Consider the following 19,859-nt stretch of genomic DNA (forward strand, 5'->3'; position numbering starts at 1 on the left):
ATGGCATTTAACCTCACCGTCAACGGCGATCGTCTCTCCTGCGCGGCGGACCCCGCCACGCCGCTGGTCGACATCCTGCGCGAGGAGATGCATCTGACCGGCGCGAAACCGGTCTGTCGCGAGGGCTTTTGCGGCGCCTGCATGGTGCTGGTCGACGGCGAGCCCACGCCATCCTGCCTGCTGCCGGCAGCGTTGGCCGATGGCCGCGAGATCCACACGGTGGAAGGCCTCGCGCCGCACGGTGCACTGAACCGTATCCAGATAGCGCTCGAGGCCAGCGACGCCGTCCAATGCGGCATGTGCTTTCCCGGCATGGTGGTGAGTTTGACACATCTCCTGACGACCCGGCCTGACGCGACCCGTGACGACGTCCGGGCCGCGCTGACTGGAAACATCTGCCGCTGCACCGGATATGAACGCATCGTCGAGGCGGCCCTGCTCGCCTTGGCCACGAGATGATCGGGAGACGCAGAAATGTCCGATGTTTCCGCGACCATGGATTTGCGCCGGCGTGACGCCGCCGACAAGCTGCGTGGCCGCACGCGCTACACGATCGATCGCTATCTGCCGGGCATGTTGCATGCCGCGGTGCTGCGCGCCAGTGTGCCGTCGGGACGGATCGTTCGTCTCGATACGTCACGGGCCGCCCGCATGCCGGGGGTCCGCGCGATCGTCACGGCAGCGGATGCGCCCGGCATGATCGGGATCGGCATCGCCGACCACCCGCTGTTCGCCCGCGACATCGTCCGCTACGACGGCGAACCACTCGCCGCGGTCGCCGCCGTCACATTGGCCCAGGCGCAGGCCGCGCTGGCGGCGATCGACGTGGAGATCGAACCGCTGCCCGCGGTACTGACCATGGCGGATGCGCTGGCACCGGCTGCACCGCTGGTCCATCCGGACTGGCGCAGCTACGAGGTCCTGCTCGAAGGCGGCGCACGTGGCGGCAACGTCGCCTGGGAGGCGACCGTCGTGCGCGGCGACGTCGATGCCGCCTTTGCCCGGCCTGACGTCGAGATCGTCGAAAGCTGCTTTCGCGTCGGTCGGCAGAACCATGTCGCCTTCGAGCCGCGCGCGGTGGTCGCGAACTATGAGGACGGCCGCTTCCACATCGAGACGTCGACACAGGTTCCCTGGAGCATCCGCAACGCGACCGCGCGCCTGCTCGGCGTGCCGGCATCGCAGGTCCGCGTCACCGTGCCGCCGGTCGGCGGCGGCTTCGGTCTCAAGTTCGATCTGGCGGTCGAGCCCTTCGCTGCCCTGCTCGCCCGCGCCAGCGGCCGGCCGGTGCGCCTGGTCAATTCGCGCGAGGAGGAGATGCTGACCTGCCTGTTCCGCGAGAACGCCGACATCCGGATCCGCTCGGCAGTGACGCACGAGGGCGACATCGTGGGCCGCGAGGCGGTCGTGCTGATGGATTGCGGCGCCTATGGCGGCGAACAGATCTTTCTGACTACCATGACCGCGCACACGCTGGGTGGAAACTACAAGCTCGGCAGCGTGCGCATGGTCTCACGCGCGGTCTACACCAACACGACGCCGAACGGCGCCTTCCGCTGCTGCAACGGCGTCTACAACACCTTTGCGCTGGAGCGGCACACGGACGAGATCGCGGCACGGATCGGCATGGATCCGCTGGCCTTCCGCCGCCGCAATGTGCTCGGCGACAAGGATCTCGGCGCCACCGGCCAGGCGTTCGAAGGCAACGTGCTCGGCCCGATGCTCGAACGGATGGATACGCTGCGCGATGCGGCGACGCGACGGCCGGCGCGCACCGACGGCCGGCTCCATGGACGCGCAACCACCGTCGGCACCTGGTTCGTCTTCGTCGGCCCGTCGGCGGCAGCCGTGAACATGAATGCCGACGGCACGGCGACGCTGGTCACGTCGGGCGTCGAGATCGGATCCGGCTCGATGATGCAGAGCCTGCCGCAGATCGTCGCCAGCACGCTCGGCATCGCACCCGAGCACGTCATCGTCCGCGCCGCGGATACAGATGCGGCCGGCTACGATGTCGGCGTCGGGGGCGGCCGCACCACCGTCTCGCTCGGCGCCGCCAGCCTGTCGGCCGCGCAGGAGGTGCGCACCAAGCTCCTGAAGGTCGCCGCCGACATGATCGAGGCCGCGCCCGACGATCTCGTCATGCGCGACGGGCGGATCGAGATCGCGGGCGCGCCGGGCTCCGGCCGCACCGTCGCCGAGGTCGCGACCCGCGCCCAGGCGCTCGCGGGCCCGGTTTCCGGCACCGGCGCCTTTACCGGTGCGGGCGTGCCGGCGATGCCCGGCTGCGTCGCAGGTCATTTCATCGACGCGATCGACATCCCCGTATTCGCCGTCCACGACTGCGAGGTCGCCGTCGATGCGGAAACCGGACATGTCGAGGTGCTCAGCTATCGCGTGGTGCAGGACGTCGGCCGGGCGCTAAATCCGCGCGCCATCCATGGCCAGATCCAGGGCGGTGTCGTGCAGGGGCTGGGTTATGCGCTGCACGAGGAGGTCACGATCGGCGACAACGGCCGCGTCTGCCAGAACGGCTTCGAGACCTATCGTGTGCCGCTGGCGCTCGACGTCGTGCCGGTCGAGATCAGTCTGTACGAAGGGGCGCCGTCAATCGGACCGCTCGGCACCAAGGGTGCCGGCGAGGTGCCGATCCTGAATGTCGCAGCCGCCGTCGCCTGCGCTGTTGCGAACGCCACAGGCAAGCGCGTCCAGGCGCTACCTTTGACGCCGCCACACGTGCTCGAACTCCTGCTTGATCGAAAGCAAGGGCTGACCCTTCCCCACATTGCCGACAAATGGACGGATAACCTGATCCGTCCCCATTGAGGCGTCAGACCCAGCCGCCGTCGACGATGTAGTTCTGATTGGTGCAGGCGCCGCTGTCGTCGGCGGCGAAGAACAGCACGACGCGGGCGATGTCATCGGGCACCAGCTTGCGCTTGAGGCACTGGCGCTGCATCAGCTCGGCGACGCCTTCGGGCGTCAACCAATTATCCTGTTGCCGTTGCGTCATGATCCATCCAGGCAGGATGGAATTGACCCGTACATTGTTCGGCCCGAGATCACGGGCCAATGCACGGGTAAGTCCCTGCACCGCGGACTTGGCGGTCGTGTAGCAGGGCATGTTGCCCTGGCCGATCACCCAGCTCACCGAGCCCATGTTGATGATCGAACCGACGCCGGCTTGCTTCATGTCGGGTGCAACGGCCTGGGCGGCAAAGAACTGATGCTTCAAATTGGTGGCGAACCGCTCGTCCCAATATTCCGGCGTGACGTCCTCGATCGCGTGGCGGTCGTCGCGCGCCGCGTTGTTGACCAGGATGGTGATCGGCCCGAGCGCCTCGCGGATGCCGGCGACCGCGCGTCGCAGGGCCGCGATGTCGCGCAGGTCGGCGTGCTCGAAATGCACGCGGGATTGCGCCGGCAGGCTGGCAAGCAGCTGTTTTGATGCCGCCTCGTCGATGTCGATAAAGCCGACCCGCGCGCCCTGATTGACGAACTGACGGACGATCGCCTCGCCGATGCCGGAACCGCCACCGGTTACCAGGACGGTCCGGTCCTTGAGGCTTGGATAGATGGCACCCTGCATTGGCATACTCTCGATTGGACGCCCGAAGCGCGTCGGTTGCGTTGTTGCCGCGGCTCAAACCTATGGCCACAGCTCCCGAGATTTCACTCGGTTGTTTCCATCTGGTATCGATCCACGACCCGCAGCGTCCGCCGCACCATGCCGTCGACAATCGTCGCCGATTCGCTGGGACGCACATGGATCGTCGTGGACTTGAGCAGCGACGGCAACACCGCCCGGTCGAGCCGCTCCTCATAGGCGCCGCGCATCATGTCGAATGCCTCCAGGCCGGGACCTGCGAGGATGAGATGATCCGGGCGCAGCACCGAAATCGTCGTGGCGACCGCCTCGGCAAGCGCATGGCCGGCCTGCCGGAACAGCTGCTCGAGACGGGGGTCGCCGGCGCGTGCCCGCGCCCGCAACAGCGCCATCTGAGCTTCGGACGGCTGCTGCGACACCGCCGGCGGCAGGTCGAGAAAGGTGCGGGCGTCGCGGTAGAGCGCATAATCGGCAAGATGGGCCTCGATGCAGCCGCGTTGACCGCAGCGGCATTGCGGACCGTTCATCGCCAACTTGACATGGCCAATCTCGCTGCCCGCGCCGGCTCTCCAGCTCGCTTCGCCATCGACAACGATGCCCATGCCGACACCATGGCCCACCATGATCGTGGCGGTGAGGCCCTGTGCCAGTGCGGGTTCGGCGGCCACAAGCGCCAGCGCAACGGCCACCGCGTCGTTCGCCATCACGACTTGGACGCCGAATGCCTCGCGCACGGGCTTCGCCAGATCGACGTCAGTGATCGACAGCGCCGGGCTCCACAAATGCCGGCCGCTGTCGGCGTCGACGATCCCCTGCAACGCGATCCCGATTCCGAGCAGCCGATCTCGCGGCGTGGCCGTCTCATCGAGCATGGCTTCGATCTGGGCGATCACGAGATCGCACAACGCGCCGGCATCGAGGCCGCGCGTCGTCAGCTCAAGCCGCGATTGCGCCAGGGCCGAGCCGCTGAAATCGGCGATCAATGTTTCGATCAGGTTCATGCGCAGCGAGACCGCGATGATCCGGCCGAACTCGGGATTGAGGGTAAGCAGCACCGCCGGCCGGCCACGGCGGCGGCCGTTCAGCCCGTCCGCGTCGTCCTCGTCGCTATCGTCGGTCCACAGCGTCGCCGCATCCGGCTCGGCTTCGCAGAGCAGGTCTTCCGCCATAAGTTTCGAGGTGATCGCCGAAATCGCCGGGAAGCTCAGCCCGGTGCTGCGTGCGAGCTCGACGCGGGGCAATGGCCCCTGACGCCGCAGGACCTCGACGAGACGACCGCGGCTCGATCCGCGAGCCACACTTGAAGCACGTCTCAGCGGTTCAGACTGCTCGTTCATGCCGGCTTTTTTAATTCGCTTGATAAAATTATTCAACGTATGCGGCTCAGGAGTTGGTCAAAAATGGCAGATAGCGGCGAAAATACATCACCATCATACTATTTTTGCTTGAAGACGCCGGAATTAACATCCTTGACTGGACATTTTGTTGCGATAATTTATTAGTTACGTGAATAAAATAAGGCGTGAAAAGCGCCGAGCGTGAAATCCCCTCACAGGGGGTGTCGTCAGGGAGGTGCATATGAATGACTCGATGAAAAGATTGATCGTGCCGCTGCTCGCGGGCGCAGCCGCGCTCGCAATGGCAACAGGGGTAGCACAGGCGCAGCAAAAAAAGACCATCGCCCTGGTGACCAATGTGGCCGCCGACTTCTGGACCATCGCGGGCCGCGGGCTCGAGAAGGCGCAGAAGGAGCACCCGGAATACAATATCGAGCTGATCGTCACCAATGAAGGGACGGCGGCTGGCCAGCGCCGCGAACTCGACGATCTGCTGGTGCGTGGCGTCGCCGGCATCTCGATCTCGGTCGACGATGCGCCGCATGCAACCGAAGAGCTCAACAAGGTCGCGGCCAAGACCGTGCTGATCACGACCGACAGCGACGCGCCGCAGAGCAATCGCCTGGCCTATATCGGAACCGACAACGTCGCGGCCGGGCGGCAGGCCGGCGAGGAGATCAAGAAGGCGCTGCCGAACGGCGGCAAGATCGCGCTGTTCGTCGGCACGATGGATGCCGACAACGCCCGCGAGCGCGTGCAGGGCATCAAGGAAGCGATTGCCGGCACCAAGGTCGAGCTGGTCGACGTGTTCACCGACCAGGTGGACTTCGCCAAGGCCAAGGCGAACATGGAGAACGTGCTCGTCAAATATCCCGACATCGCGTTGTTGTCCGGGCTGTGGAGCTACGAGACGCCGCTGATCTATGACGCGGTCAAGGCCGCGGGCAAGGCCGGCAAGGTGAAGATCGTCGGCTTCGACGAGGATCAGCGCACGCTGCGCGGTATTTCCGACGGCACGATCGAATCCACGGTCGTGCAGCAGCCCTACGAGTTCGGCTATCTCTCAGCCACCAACATCATCAAGACGCTCAACGGCGACAAGTCCTGGATTCCGAAGGACAGCAAACTGATCGTTCCGACCAAGGTCATCAGCAAGACCAATGTCGCGGAGTTTGCCGGACAGATGAAGGAATTGCTGAAGAAATAACTTCAGTCGGCATCACCGCCCGGTCGCTACAGGCCGCCGGGCGGATGCAGGAGGACATGCTGAATGGCGGAGACGCTGCTCGAACTCAGCGGAATCAGCAAGACCTATCCCGGCGTACGGGCGCTGGACGACGTCAATCTGCGCGTCGGCCGCGGCGAGGTGCTTGGCCTGATCGGCGAGAACGGCGCCGGCAAATCAACGCTGATGCGCGTGCTAGCCGGCGTGATCGAACCGAGCGCGGGCGTGATCCGGATCGGCGGCAACGAGCACGCAAGGATGACGGTGACCGAGGCCACGCAATGCGGCATCGCCTTCGTGCACCAGGAGCTGAATCTGTTCGAGAATCTCGACGTCGCCGCCAACGTCTTCATCGGGCGCGAGAAGCTTGCCGGCGGCCCGCTGAAGCTGGTGGACAATGCCGAGATGCGCGCCCGCGTGACGCCGCTGCTGGAGCGGCTGGGCGCCGATTTCACGCCGAACACACTGGTCGAGGATTTGTCGATCGCGGAGCGTCAGATGGTGGAGATCGCCAAGGCGCTCTCGATCGACGCCCGCGTGATCATCATGGACGAGCCGACCTCCAGCCTGACCATTTCCGAGACCGAGCGGCTGCTCGAGGTGATTGCCGACCTGAAGGCGCACGGCATTTCGGTGATCTATATCTCCCACCGGCTCGGCGAGATCATGAGCTGCGCCGATCGCGTCGTGGTGCTGCGCGACGGCCGCACGGTGGGCGAACTGGCGCGGCACGAGCTCAGCCATGCCGCGATGATCCGGCTGATGATCGGCCGCGACCTGAAGGCGTTGTATACGCCGCCGGCGCACGCCCCGCAGCCCGGCGGCTGCGACATCGAGGGCGTCGTGACATCGGCCTTTCCCGACCGGCAGGTCAACCTGTCGGTACGGCGCGGCGAGATCCTTGGCCTCGCTGGCCTGGTCGGCGCCGGCCGGACCTCGCTGGCCCGCGCGGTGTTCGGCGTCGACGCACTGCTGGGTGGCGAAATCAGGATCGACAACGCGCCGGTCGGCATCGGCTCGCCGCGGGACGCGATCAGGCAAGGGATCTACCTGGTGCCGGAGGATCGCAAGAAATCCGGACTGGTGCTCGAATTGCCGATCCGGGAAAACGTGACGCTCGCGAGCCTGCTTGATCACGCGCGGATGTGGCTGGTCAACGGCGCGGCCGAACGCAAGATCGCAAATGACCAGGCCAGGCGGTTGTCGATCAAGGCACCGAGTGTCGACATCGAAGCCGTGACGCTCTCCGGCGGCAACCAGCAGAAGGTGGTGCTGGGCAAGTGGCTCTCGATGCAGCCACGCGTGATGTTCTTCGACGAGCCGACCCGCGGCATCGACGTCGGCGCCAAGAGCGAGATCTACGCGCTGATGCGCAGCCTCGCCGACCAGGGCGTCGCGATCGTGATGATCTCCTCGGACATGGAGGAGGTCATCGGCGTCTCCGACCGGGTGGCGGTGATGCACGAGGGCAGTGTCAGCGGCGTGCTCGAGCGCGACCAGTTCAGCGAATACAACGTGTTGAGGCTGGCGGTCGGCCAGGCGCTCGAAATCCAGGAGGCCGCGGCGCCATGATGAAGAAGGAACTCGGCCTATTCTTGCTGCTGGCGGTGATCTCCGCCATCACCGGCGCGATCAATCCGGCCTTCCTGTCGTTCGTGAACCTGCTGAACATGGCCAATCTGATCGGTCTGTTCGGCGTGTTCGCACTGGGGGAAGGGCTCGTCATCATCACCGGCGGCATCGATCTCTCGCTCGGCTCGATGTTCGCGCTGCTCGGCGTCGTCTTCATCGATCTGCTGACGACCTATCAGGTGCCCTGGCCGTTCGCGTTGCTGCTGGTCCTGATGGGCGGGCTGGCGCTCGGCGGCATCCAGGGCTTCCTGATCACGCGGCTGAAGATGCAGCCCTTCATCGTGACGCTATGCGGGCTTTTGATCTATCGCGGCGCGGCGCGCTACTACACCAGCGATTCGACCCGCGGCTTCGGCTACGGTGACGAGGCCAGCACGCTGAGCAACATCGCCTCCGGCAACGTCGCGGGGATTCCGAACACCTTCATCTTCCTGATCGTGCTTGCGCTGATCCTCGGCGTGCTGCTGCACCGTTCGGTCTACGGGCGCTGGCTCTATGCCGTGGGCAAGAACGAGGAAGCGGCGCGCTTCTCCGGCATCAACACCAACCTCGTGATCGCAACCGCCTACGTCATCAGCGGCGTGCTCGCCGGCGTGTCGACCGTGATGTTCGTCTTCTATACCAACTCGGTCTCGCCGAGCTCGTTCGGCAATTTCTACGAGCTCTATGCGATCGCGGCGGCGGTTCTCGGCGGCTGCAGCCTGCGCGGCGGCGAAGGCTCGATTCTCGGCATCGTGCTGGGCACGGCGTTGCTGCAGGTGCTGCAGAATCTGGTGAACATCCTTGGTATTCCCAATTCGCTGAACTTCGCGGTGATGGGGACCGTGATCCTGATCGGCGTGCTGGCGGATCAGCAATTGCAGGCCCGCCGACGGCGCAAGGCTGCGCTGGCCGGCCTCGCCCGCACGGCGCCGAAAGCGCCATCCGGGCAGGGAAAGCCGAGCACATCGACGCTCAGCGCGGCCGCGGTGCGGACGGGTACGGGCGAGCAGGTATGACGGGACGATAGGCAAATGCCGCGACCGGGGAGCGGCAAACATGGTCGCGGCGACTTGAGGAGAGGAGCTTGCGGGGGAATTTGACGCACAAGGTCGCTTTTGCTGTGCGCGCCGTTTCTATCTCAAGTTGACGGATCGATACACGGGGTGTTCCGGCTGAAGGGCTTTGGGCCGGAACACGACACAAACAGACAAAGCCGGGGACGCTGGGAGTGCAGAAAATGTCACTAAGGTCTGTGAGCACCGCGTGGGCGTGCGGCATGGGGATCGCCTTGTCATCTCTATTCGGCGGCGGCGCGCATGCGGCCGAGCTCTTAACGAAGGCTCCGCCTGTGCCTTATGTCGAGACCGATGATTTCTGGACCAGACCCTATCTGTTCGGCGATCTCGGCAGGACGCAGCTGAAGGAACGCGGTATCTCGCTCGCCCTGACGCTGGGTGACGAAGCCGTCGGTAACTTGTCGGGCGGCAACAGGAACACCGCGACCCAGGCCGGTCAGCTGTTCTTTCAGGCCAAGTTCGACATGGCAAAGCTCGCCGGCATCCAGGGCGCCACCGTCGGCCTCACGCTGGTCGACCGCTTCGGCCGCAACCTGAATGACGAGGCAGGCATTCCGGCCCTGCAGCTGACCAACGAAGTGTTCGGCCGCGGCAACATTCTGCGCCTCACCGAACTCTACTGGTCGCAGAAGCTGTTCGATGATCGCCTTGAGCTCAAGGGTGGCCGCCTCCCGGTCGGCTCCGACTTCTTCTTCGGTCTGTGCGAGTTCATCAACCTGACGTTCTGCGGCGGCCAGCCCGGCAACATCCAGGGTGGCTACATCTACAACTGGCCGGTGAGCCAATGGGCCGGCGTGGTCCACTACAACTTCGCCAAGGAATGGCAGCTGTCGGTCGGCGTCTACGACGCCAATCCGAATTATCTGACGACGTCGGACTCGAGCGTCTACTTCCTGCCGGGCGTCCCCGACTCTAGCCGGGCCTCCGGCGTGCTGGTGCCGGTCGAGGTGGTCTGGGCGCCGAGCGGTCCGTTGAACGGGACCTGGCGCTTCGGCGGCTGGTATGACAGCGCATCGACCATTGACGGCGGCCTGCCGGGGATCATTGCGATCGCACCGGGCATCGGCGGTGTCTCGGATCAGAATCTGGGGGATTCACGCGGCCGCTATGGCGTCTATGAATCGATCCTGCAGCGCCTGACCGTCGAGGGCGCAAAGGCGCAAGGCTGGTACATGTTCCTCAACACGACCGTCGCCGATCACCGGACGTCGTACCAGGACTATCAGGTCGCGTTGGGCTTCAGGCACACCGGAACATTCTCCTGGCGTCCGGAAGACGAGATCGGCATCGCCGTGGGTACGACCCACGTGAATTCGGCTGCGCTCACGCCCAATGCCGGAGGCAACGAAGTTCCGATCGAAGCCTGGTACGGCTGGCAGGCGACCGGCTGGATGAACCTCAAGTTCGACGCCCAGTACGTGATCAATCCGGGCGGGCGTGGCTATAACGGCGCCGGCGTGAAGACCGACAATGCCTGGGTCCTTGGCCTGCGCACCCTGGTGCACTTCTGAGCTGGCAGCATATGTCCGAACGGAGGCCAGCCATGGTAACTCCTCACGACGCCGGGCTGGCGGTCCTGGAGTTGAAGGGCATCGGCAAGGAGTTCGGCGCCATTCGCGCGTTGCATGGCGTCGACCTGCGCATTTCGCCCGGCGAAGTGGTCGGCCTGATGGGCGACAACGGCGCCGGCAAGTCGACGCTCGTCAAGATCATCGCCGGCAACTTCCCGCCGAGTCACGGCGAGATCCGCTTTGACGGCAAGCCGGTCCACTTCGCCCGTCCGATCGATGCCCGTGCGGTCGGCATCGAAGTGGTCTACCAGGACCTTGCGCTCGCCGACAATCTCACGGCCGCGGCCAATGTCTTCCTTGGCCGCGAGCTCAAGCGCAAGCTCGGTCCATTCGCCTTGCTCGACCACAAGGCGATGGCGGCGCGCGCACTGGAGTTGTTCGGCGAGTTGCGCTCCGAGACTCGTCCGCATGATCTCGTCAAGCAGATGTCGGGCGGCCAGCGTCAGGCCGTCGCGATCGCGCGGACGCGGCTCTCCAATGCCAAGCTCGTCATGATGGACGAGCCGACGGCCGCGATCTCGGTCCGCCAGGTCGAGCAGGTGCTGGGCCTGATCCATCGCCTGAAGGAACAGGGCGTCGCCGTCATGCTGATCTCGCACCGCATGCCCGACGTGTTCGCGGTCTGCGACCGCGTCGTCGTCATGCGCCGCGGCGAGAAGCGCGCCGATAAGCCGATCGGCGACACCAGTCCCGAGGAAGTCACCTCCCTCATCACGGGAGCGAAGGAGGCCGCGTGATGGAAACGCCGATGGAATCTCCCATCACCTTCAGCAATATCGGCAAGGCCAAATGGTGGCGGAGCGGCCTGTTCGCGTCGCAGACCGGCTACGTGCTGCTGGCGCTGCTGGCGCTGTTCGTGGTGATGAACTTCGCCAGCCCCTACTTCCTCACCGAGGGCAATCTGCAGAACGTGGCGAAGAACTTCTCCTTCATCGCCATCGCGACGCTCGGCGTCACCTTCGTCATCATCACGGGCGGCATCGATCTCTCGGTCGGCTCGGTGATGTGCTTTTCCGCGATGATCACCTCGATGGTCATGACCTCGATCTCGACACCGGGCATGCCGGGCGCGGAGTGGTTCGTGCACCTGGCCGACGACGGCAAGACCGTGGTCGCCAATCTGCCCGGGCTGATCCTGCTCGTCTCGGTGCTGGCCGGGCTCGGCGTCGCGCTGATCGTCGGCCTGGTCAACGGCTTCTGCATCGCGGTGCTTGGATTGTCGCCGTTCGTCACCACGCTCGGCATGCTCTCGATCGTGCGCGGTCTCGGCTATGTCGTCTCCAACGGCCGCGGCAGCTTTCCGAGCGGCCCCGAGGCCAGTTATTTCTACACACTGACGTCCGGCGTCGTGTTCGGCATGCCGGTGCCGTTCATCTATCTCGTGCTCCTCGCGCTGGCGATGGCGGTGGTGCTGCACCACACCGGTTTCGGCCGCCACGTCTTCGCCGTCGGCGGCAACGAGAAGGCGGCGGCCCTCACCGGCATTCCGGTCATACGGGTAAAGATCGAGATATACGTGATCTGCGCGCTCGCGGCGGGTCTGCAGGGCATCATCGTCTGCGGCTGGCTGGGATCGGCGCCGGCCAACATGGCGACATCCTACGAGCTCAACGTGATTGCCGCCGCGGTGATCGGCGGCGCCAATCTCGCCGGCGGCATCGGCGGCCCGCTCGGAGCCATTGTCGGCTGCGTGCTGCTCGAGGTGATCCGCAACGGCCTCGTGCTCGCGCAGGTCAACTCCTACTGGCAACAAACCCTGGTCGGCGTGATCATCATCGCGGCGGTGCTGGTGGATCGCCTCCGCTCGCGCATGGCCTGACAAGTTCGTCCCGGAGGATCATGAATGTCCGCCCGTCCGCCTCCGGGAGTCGCGCTATTCAAGGATGGGCACAAAAACAATGTGGAGGGAAGCAATGAGGAAGGCATTTCTTGCCGCCGCGGTCCTCGCCATGATGGCGACGCCCGGCTTTGCCCAGAACTACAAATTCGTGATCGTGCCCAAGGCGATGAACAATCCGTTCTTCGATTTCGCGCGCGACGGCTGCCAGAAGCGCGCCAAGGAGCTCGGCAAGATCGAATGCATCTACAAGGGCCCGGTCGAGCACGAGCCGGCGACGCAGGCGCAGATCATCCAGGATTTCATCACTCAGAAGGTCGACGGCCTCGCCATCTCGGTCGCCGACGTTGCCGCGATGACCAAGTCGATCGAGGCGGCAACGGCGGCCGGCATTGCCGTCATCACCTTCGATGCGGACGCGCCGGACTCGAAGCGGATTGCCTATATCGGCACCGACAACAAGGAGTTCGGTGTCGCGCTCGGCAAGCAATTGCTGAAGCTGCGGCCCGATGGCGGCAAATACGCCATGATCTCCGGCGGGCCGGGTGCGAAAAACCTCGCCGAGCGCGTCGACGGCGTCCGTGAAGCGCTCAAGGGCTCGAAGTGGACCGAAGTCGGGGGCTCGCCGACCTTTTGCAATGACGACCCCGCGCTCGGCGTCCAGCAGATGACCGACCTGCGCACCGCGACCCCCGATCTCGCGGCGATCGTCCCGATCGGCGGCTGGCCGATGTTCGCGCCGGAAGGCTTCAAGGCGTTCGCCAGCAAGAGCAAGAAGGACATCGACGCCGGCAAGTTCACGCTTGTTGTCGCCGACACCCTCCGGATGCAGCTCGAATTGCTGAATGAAGGTTACGCCAATGCACTGGTCGGCCAACGACCGTTCGAGATGGGCGAGAAGGCGATGGATACGCTGCTTGCCATCAAGAAGGGGCAGAAGGTGCCGCAGATCATCCACACCGGTCTCGACATCGTGACCAAGGACAACGTCGCGGCGATGTTGAAGTAGGTCCGGGTGCCCGATCCGGCGCCGCAGTTTCGCGGAGAGAAATCACGCATGGGCTCGGAGCTTCCGAGCCCATGCTGGCCGAGGTCCGCTACATCGCCAAACCTGCTATCGCCCAGCCTGTCTTGGTGACGGCCGATCTGTTGCGCCGAAACCGTGGCCCGGACGTCCCGTCAGCTGCGGGACCGCCGCTCGAACTCCTCGCGCGACAGTTTGACAGAACGGCATGTCCTTCGGGATATTGCCAGCGCGGGGTGCGTGCCGCCAAAATATTGAAAACAACCCCATGCAAAGGAGCGGACGGCGGCCGGCGTTCGACGAGGCCGCTTGACATGTCGGGCAACTCAGGAATATATTTCCAATATTCCGAAATCACGCAGGCACCGCCTCGCCGCGCCAACGGGCCCGACCGGTTGCGCTTGCGGCCGCACATCCTCCGTACAAGTGCACTGACAACCTGTTCGGCACGAGGCTGTCACCCACGCCTCATGGTACGATCTGCTACCCATGTCGGCGGCAGGACAAGCGATGGCCACACGACACGGGGGCATTTCCGCTCTGCTACTGATGCCAGGTCACCAGGGGCAGGTAGTGATGCGGCAAGCGCATCGCGACGAGATCCTTCCGTCGCACGACGTTGGTTGGATAAGGCGTATCGAGATTGCTCGTATCGATGGTCGTGACAGCCCCCTCCTCCTGATCGAGGATTGCAGACTCTTGCCGCGGGAAGACGAAGTTGTCCGGACCAAACACCGCACTCGCCCCCAGGAAACCGCGCGCGGGATCGATCACATTCGCAAATGCCAGATAGACGTTGTTCTCGCCGCCGCGCGTGCGGAAGGCGTGCCAATGATATGGATCGGCGCCTTTCGGAATCGGATAGTTGTGCGGAATGGCAGTTCCTGCATGTGATCCCGTGAAGACGCCCGCGATCGCTGACGGGCAAGCGACGATATCACATCCGCGAAGTGCCAGGGAACGGATGGCCTCCGGATAGAGTGCGTCATGTCCAATGGCGATGCCAACCCGGCCCACGGCAAGATCGAAGACCTTCCATCTGTCGCCCGCCGTCGCCCAGCTCGCATCGGCGTTGCCGAGGTGAATCTTGCGATAGCTCCCGACGAGGCCCTCGGGCCCCGCGAGGACCGCCGTGTTGTAGACGGCCTTCCCATCGCGCTCGGCAAGACCGGCAACAAGATACGTCCGAAGCTTCATGGCGAGCCTGGTAAGCGCCTTGACGGCAGGCCCCTCCAACGCCTGGGCGCGCGCGGCTGGATCGGTCAACCCGGTCAATGACAATTCGGGAAAGACGATCATGTCGGGCTTGGCAGTTGTGACAAGATCGTGGGCGCGACGCTCGATGATCGCCAGATTTGCAGCGACATCGTCTGCCGGCGAAAACTGCACGACGGCGAGCTGCGACTGCTTCCCCTTCGGGATGGGCTGATAGCCATATAGCTTGAAAAAATCCCCCGGATTCCAGGTGAAGCTGTTGGTCATCAGCTCGGGGTAAAGCTCCGGGCGCCGTTTCTCGAACACCCTTTCACCGAGCACCTCCCGCTTGCGCGACCTGCTCAGATCGACCTGCGCATAAGCGATGCCGTCCCCGACATCGATCGACGCCGCCACGCGACCGTCCGGCTCGATGACGCAGCTGCCGCCCGAGAACTGCACCGTGCGCTCCAATCCCCAACGGTTCGCCTCGATCACGTAGCAGGAATTCTCGAACGCCCGGCTGATCCAGTAAGGCGCAGGCGCGCGCTCCTGCAACCAATTCGAGATGTGGCAGATCACGTCGGCGCCCGCGACCGCCTCGATGCGTGCGGTCTCGAAAAAGTGCAGGTCCATGCACACAAGCATTCCGATTCGGCCGAGCTCGGTATCGAAGACCTGGTGCGCGACGTCACCGTTCGCCGCCCATTTCGGTTCGGCGATATAGGGATGCGATTTGCGATGCCGGCCGACGATCCCGTTCGGTCCGATCAGGACGGCCGTATTGTAGTAGAGCTCGGTTGCCGGATCGACTTCGGGCATCCCGAGCACGATGTAGCACTTGTGCTGCTCGCAAATCCGCTGGAAACGGTCCGTCGACGGGCCCGGTACGGTCTCGACGAACGGCTTGACCTCGTCGCGGTCATACCAGCAGTACCCCGTCGTTCCCATCTCGGGCGTGACGATCAGGCGCGCTCCCTCTCCTGCAGCCTCGGCGCAGAGCTTGAGCAAACGTTCGATATTGCGCTCCTTCTCATACATGGTCGGCTCGAACTGAACCGTCGCGGCGCGGTAGCTCGTAGGTGTCGTCATTGGTGTACTCCGGAAGGCGCCGTCAAACGGCCATGTGCTCGTGAACGAGCGTTTCGGTGAGAGTGGCGATTGGGCCGGAAGCAACGATCTGCCCCTTCTCGAGACGCGAAGCGAACGAAATCGATATTCTGCTCGACGAGGACGACGTCGCGGCCGCACGGACCTCTTTTTCCCGACCGGGCCAAGTCGCCGCCGCTGTCACGTGCGCGCATCCTCAATCGCTTCCTCCGTATCCTCGAGGAGCGGATCGACGAGAACGTCGGCACGCGGGTAGACAGCCATTCGTGGTGGCACTTGCCTGCGGCAGCACACCGCCCTTCCCCACACAACCACCGTGCAGCGAATGCATCACGGCACACGATCCGGAAGGCGCGCCTCCGCAACATCCACGACCGCTGCCCGGCGATAGATCTCCAGGGCATCCTTCAGTCCAACTCCGCTGATGCCTGTCTTGAGCATATCCGAAACCAACGACACCACAGCGTCCGCGGCGTCGTCGATTGCGAGGCCGCCGTCACGGATGTTGGAGATGCAATTCCGCCGCGAATCCGGGGTACCGATCTTCGGCGAACAAGTGACGTAGATTCCGACGCTGTCGGCCGCGGAGAGGCCGGGACGCTCGCCGATCACCATGATGCAGATCTGCGCACCAAGCGCTTCCGCAATGGGATCGCCGAGCGCCACCCGCGCCTGCGACGCGAGCACAAGCGGCGCGATGGCAAGCCGCCGCGCCGTGAGCCGCTCGACGATAGCCCGCACCAACGGCACGGCGTTGACCTCGATGGCGCTGGCGGACAATCCGTCCGCCACCACGATCGCGATCGCGCCGCCCGATCCGACGCCGGCAAGGCGCTGCGCCGCGCCGGCCGAGAGCTTGCGGCCGAGATCCGGACGGCGGACATAGCTGGCACGGTCGACGGCCTGGCTTTCGACCTCGACGATGCCGAGCTTCAGTCCGTCGAACGCGCCCCGCAGCGAAGCCCAATCGACCTCGGACCAGACCGCCTGCCGCGCGCGCGCATGATCGAGAAGGAATGACTGCGCCGCCCGCGTCGGCAATCCCGCACCGAACCGGCCGAGCAGCACCCGCGCGTCGGTCATCTGGTGCAGGTCGAATGATACCGGAACTGGCGGTTCGTGGTCTTCGGTCATGTCAGGCACCGGGCAGTTGCGCGTTCGCCATGTAGTCCGCAAGCCGCGGCGGCGTCTCCAGCAGACGGCCGGCCCGATCGGTCAGCCCGATCTCGACAAGCCAGCGTTCGAACTCCGGCGCCGGCGGCCGCTTCAGCGTTTCTCGGCAATAGACGGCATCGTGATGCGCGAGCGACTGGTAGTTCAGCATCACGTCATCAGCGCCAGGCACCGTGATGACGAAGTTGACATTGGCCGCGCAGAGTAACGTCAGCAGCGCGTCCATGTCCTCCTGGTCGGCGTCCGCATGGTTGGTGTAGCAGACGTCCACGCCCATCGGCAGACCGAGCAGCTTGCCACAGAAATGATCCTCGAGCCCCGCGCGAATGATCTGCTTGCCGTTGAACAGATATTCCGGCCCGATGAACCCGACCACGGTGTTGACGAGCAGCGGCCTGAACTCGCGCGCGACCGCGTAGGCGCGGGCCTCCATGGTCTGCTGATCGACGCCGAAATTTGCCTCGGCCGACAGGGCTGCGCCCTGCCCGGTTTCGAAATACATCAGATTGGCGCCGACCGCGCCACGCCCCAGCCCGCGCACCGCCTCATGGGCCTCGTTCAACAGAGCGAGGCTGACGCCGAACCCTTCATTGGCCTTCTGCGAGCCCGCGATCGATTGGAACACGAGATCGACCGGCGCGTTGGCCGCGACGGCTTTCAAAGCCGTCGTCACATGGCCCAGACAGCACGTCTGCGTCGGGATCGACAGGCGGCTGCGCAACTCGTCGAGCAGAGAGACGATCCGGATATAGTCTTCGACCGTATCGGTGGCCGGATTCACCCCGATCACCGCGTCGCCCGATCCCATCAACAGCCCATCGATCGCCGAAGCTGCAATGCCGTAGGAATCATCGGTCGGATGGTTGGGCTGGTTGCGTGTCGAAAGCCGTCCGCTGAGCCCGATCGTCGAGCGGAAGGTCGTGACCACTTCCCGCTTCGCCGCCACCGAGATCAGATCCTGCAACCGCATGATCTTCGAAACCGCAGCCACCATTTCAGGCGTCAGGCCAGGCGCCACCGCCTCGAGCTGCCGCTGGCCGGTGTCCGGCTTGAGCAGCCATTCGCGGAATTCACCGACCGTCAGCGACGAGACCACCGCAAAGGCCGCCGGATCGTGGCGATCCATGATCAGGCGCGAGACGTCGTCGATCTCGGCTGGAATCAGCTCCTCGGCCAGGAAGGTCTTGAGCGGCAGATCGGCGAGCGCCATCTGCGCTGCAAGCCGCTCGACCGGTCCCTCCGCGGCAATGCCGGCGAGCTGATCGCCCGATCGCTCGGGCGTGGCCTTGGCAAGCAGATCCCTGAGGTCGGCAAAGCCGTATACCGTTCCTTCGATGGTCGTCCTGTACGGCATGATGGCTACCCCTGGATCAAGGCGAGCGCTTCGGCATGAAGCCGCGGCGTTGCCGTCGCCAGGACGCGCCCTTCCGAATGAATCGAGAGCGGGCGTCCCTCCCAATCGGTGATGCAGCCGCCGGCGCCCTGCACGACCGGCACCAGCGCCATGTAGTCATATGGCTGAAGCCCGGTTTCGAGAACGATGTCGCAGTGTCCCGACGCGAGCAGGCCATAGATGTAGCAATCGCCGCCGAAACGGCGCATCCGCGCAGCGCGCGACAGCCGCTCGAATGCTTCCGCTTCGCCTCTGACGAACATATCGGGTGACGTGGTGTAGAAACGCGCATCCGCGACGCTCGCGCACGCGCTGGTCCGCGCCAATCCACCGCCGAACCGCGCCAAGCCGGGCTTCGCCATCCACCGTTCGCCCGTAAAGGGAACGTCGATCAGGCCGCAGAACGGTTGCTGCCGATAGGTCAGCGCGATCAAGGTGCCGAACAACGGGAAGCCGCTGATGAAGCTCTTGGTGCCGTCGATCGGATCCACGATCCAGGTGAACGCGCCCCCCGGCTTGGCTCCGATCTCCTCACCGATGATGCCATGTTTCGGAAACCGCGCCTGGATCCTTTCCCTGAGTCGTAGCTCGACCACCCGATCGGCAATCGTCACCGGGCTGGCATCGGACTTGGCGGCAACATCCAGCGGCGTGCGGAAATAGGACAGCACGATGGGCCTGACCGAATCCGCGAGCTCGGCAGCAAATGAGAGAAAGACCTCGGCATCGTCGGCCGTGACGGCATGCTGGGCCATTACAGCGCCTTCAGGAACAGCGGCCATCGCGGGTCGTGGATGACGGAGCGCGCCCGCATATGCTTCCAGATACCGTATTTGTAGAAATCGAAATCCAGCGTCGAGATCCGGTTCTGCACCATTGCCCAGGTGCTCCACTTGATGTCGGCGAGCGCCTTGTGGACGACGAAGCGCGCATGCCAGCGCTTGTCATAGCGGCCGAAATACGCCTCGATGATCTCTTTCTCGACATCTTCGGGAAAGAAGTGCTCGCTGCTCCAGATCGCGAGATCGTAGAGCCGCTCATTGTTGGACGCATATTCGAAGTCGATCAGTTTGACCGAACCGTCCGCGCCGACCAGGAAGTTTCCGGGCATGGGATCGTTGAAGCAGGGAACGAGATCGAGCCCGGCCGCCTCGAGCGCCGCGCGCGCCTGCTGATACTGGCGATAGAGCCAGGCATGATCCTCGGGCCAGTAACCGCCGAGTTGCCGCACTTGCTCATAGTGTTCCTCGATCATGTCGAACACGGTCTTGGTCAGCGGCAACAGCGGCGCCTCGTGGAAGCGGCGATAGATCTGCACCACATTGGCGCGGAACGCCGGATCGACGAAATCGCGATGGGTCGACGGCCGCCGGTCGTCGAGAAATTCGGAGACCTCAATGTCCAGATGGTCGAGGAAATCGAAGGTGCGGGGACCGACATCGATCATCTCGGCCTGCCTGCTGGCGGCTCGCGCCGCCTCCCGATCGATGAACATCTCGGTGCCACGCCCCGGAATCTTCACGAAATATCCGACCGGATCGTGCTCGACCGTGACGCGGAAATTGGTGTTGCTGATGCCGCCCGACACCGGCTGATACGACAAGCGGCGTCCTTGCCAGGCGCCGACCTGAACGATCGCGGCCTCGAGCGCCTGCTCCGAATCCGACCGGCCCATGCCAATTTCGATCATGTTGCTGT

The 19,859-nt window shown here is 64.4% G+C and carries 16 protein-coding genes; 9 read left to right on the forward strand and 7 right to left on the reverse strand.

Annotated features, from left to right (window positions below; translation table 11 throughout):
- Both ACVIW0_RS30310 and ACVIW0_RS30315 read left to right on the forward strand, forming a co-directional pair.
- The gene (locus tag ACVIW0_RS30310; RefSeq protein WP_461355683.1) at nt 1-459 is read left to right on the forward strand and encodes a (2Fe-2S)-binding protein; all 459 of its coding nucleotides are present in this window, start codon (nt 1-3) and stop codon (nt 457-459) included.
- Between the two features lie 15 nt (nt 460-474).
- Nucleotides 475-2,826, forward strand: a complete 2,352-nt coding sequence (locus tag ACVIW0_RS30315; RefSeq protein WP_461355684.1) for a xanthine dehydrogenase family protein molybdopterin-binding subunit — start codon at nt 475-477, stop codon at nt 2,824-2,826.
- 4 nt (nt 2,827-2,830) lie between these two features.
- On the opposite strand, the gene ACVIW0_RS30320 is transcribed toward ACVIW0_RS30315, so the two are convergent.
- On the reverse strand, nt 2,831-3,589 hold the full coding sequence (locus tag ACVIW0_RS30320; RefSeq protein WP_461355685.1) for an SDR family NAD(P)-dependent oxidoreductase: 759 nt from the start codon (nt 3,587-3,589) through the stop codon (nt 2,831-2,833).
- Between the two features lie 83 nt (nt 3,590-3,672).
- Nucleotides 3,673-4,944: an ROK family protein gene (locus ACVIW0_RS30325; protein ID WP_461355686.1), complete on the reverse strand. Its 1,272-nt coding sequence runs from the start codon at nt 4,942-4,944 to the stop codon at nt 3,673-3,675.
- A 241-nt stretch (nt 4,945-5,185) separates the two neighbouring features.
- Here ACVIW0_RS30325 and ACVIW0_RS30330 point away from each other — a divergent pair, with 241 nt between their 5' ends.
- The 7 genes from ACVIW0_RS30330 to ACVIW0_RS30360 all read left to right on the forward strand — a co-directional run bounded on the left by ACVIW0_RS30330 (nt 5,186) and on the right by ACVIW0_RS30360 (nt 13,276).
- Nucleotides 5,186-6,151: a sugar-binding protein gene (locus ACVIW0_RS30330; RefSeq protein WP_456749879.1), complete on the forward strand. Its 966-nt coding sequence runs from the start codon at nt 5,186-5,188 to the stop codon at nt 6,149-6,151.
- A gap of 63 nt (nt 6,152-6,214) precedes the next feature.
- Nucleotides 6,215-7,741 carry a sugar ABC transporter ATP-binding protein gene (locus tag ACVIW0_RS30335; protein WP_461355687.1) on the forward strand — a complete coding sequence of 509 codons (1,527 nt, stop codon included), beginning with the start codon at nt 6,215-6,217 and terminating at the stop codon, nt 7,739-7,741.
- Nucleotides 7,738-8,799, forward strand: a complete 1,062-nt coding sequence (locus ACVIW0_RS30340; RefSeq protein ID WP_461355688.1) for an ABC transporter permease — start codon at nt 7,738-7,740, stop codon at nt 8,797-8,799. Before ACVIW0_RS30335 ends, ACVIW0_RS30340 begins: the two co-directional genes overlap by 4 nt.
- 221 nt (nt 8,800-9,020) lie before the next feature.
- Nucleotides 9,021-10,370 carry a carbohydrate porin gene (locus ACVIW0_RS30345; RefSeq protein ID WP_461355689.1) on the forward strand — a complete coding sequence of 450 codons (1,350 nt, stop codon included), beginning with the start codon at nt 9,021-9,023 and terminating at the stop codon, nt 10,368-10,370.
- Nucleotides 10,371-10,402: 32 nt separating this feature from the next.
- The gene (locus ACVIW0_RS30350) at nt 10,403-11,167 is read left to right on the forward strand and encodes an ATP-binding cassette domain-containing protein (RefSeq protein ID WP_461355690.1); all 765 of its coding nucleotides are present in this window, start codon (nt 10,403-10,405) and stop codon (nt 11,165-11,167) included.
- Complete coding sequence (locus tag ACVIW0_RS30355; protein ID WP_461355691.1) at nt 11,167-12,249, forward strand: ABC transporter permease; 1,083 nt, start codon at nt 11,167-11,169, stop codon at nt 12,247-12,249. The genes ACVIW0_RS30350 and ACVIW0_RS30355 overlap by 1 nt, the downstream gene beginning before the upstream one ends.
- A gap of 94 nt (nt 12,250-12,343) precedes the next feature.
- Nucleotides 12,344-13,276: a sugar-binding protein gene (locus ACVIW0_RS30360; protein WP_461355692.1), complete on the forward strand. Its 933-nt coding sequence runs from the start codon at nt 12,344-12,346 to the stop codon at nt 13,274-13,276.
- A 558-nt stretch (nt 13,277-13,834) separates the two neighbouring features.
- On the opposite strand, the gene ACVIW0_RS30365 is transcribed toward ACVIW0_RS30360, so the two are convergent.
- From ACVIW0_RS30365 to ACVIW0_RS30385, 5 genes are all read right to left on the reverse strand, one after another.
- Nucleotides 13,835-15,577 (reverse strand): nitrilase-related carbon-nitrogen hydrolase, encoded by a 1,743-nt coding sequence (locus tag ACVIW0_RS30365; RefSeq protein WP_461357473.1) that lies wholly within the window; start codon nt 15,575-15,577, stop codon nt 13,835-13,837.
- A gap of 348 nt (nt 15,578-15,925) precedes the next feature.
- On the reverse strand, nt 15,926-16,729 hold the full coding sequence (gene eutC, locus ACVIW0_RS30370) for an ethanolamine ammonia-lyase subunit EutC (protein WP_461355693.1): 804 nt from the start codon (nt 16,727-16,729) through the stop codon (nt 15,926-15,928).
- A gap of 1 nt (nt 16,730) precedes the next feature.
- The gene (locus ACVIW0_RS30375) at nt 16,731-18,122 is read right to left on the reverse strand and encodes an ethanolamine ammonia-lyase subunit EutB (protein WP_461355694.1); all 1,392 of its coding nucleotides are present in this window, start codon (nt 18,120-18,122) and stop codon (nt 16,731-16,733) included.
- Nucleotides 18,123-18,127: 5 nt separating this feature from the next.
- Complete coding sequence (gene hisN, locus ACVIW0_RS30380) at nt 18,128-18,916, reverse strand: histidinol-phosphatase (protein WP_461355695.1); 789 nt, start codon at nt 18,914-18,916, stop codon at nt 18,128-18,130.
- The gene (locus tag ACVIW0_RS30385; RefSeq protein WP_461355696.1) at nt 18,916-19,851 is read right to left on the reverse strand and encodes a phosphotransferase; all 936 of its coding nucleotides are present in this window, start codon (nt 19,849-19,851) and stop codon (nt 18,916-18,918) included. The genes hisN and ACVIW0_RS30385 overlap by 1 nt, the downstream gene beginning before the upstream one ends.
- Nucleotides 19,852-19,859 lie beyond the last annotated feature (8 nt).

The organism is Bradyrhizobium sp. USDA 4454, from assembly GCF_054822705.1.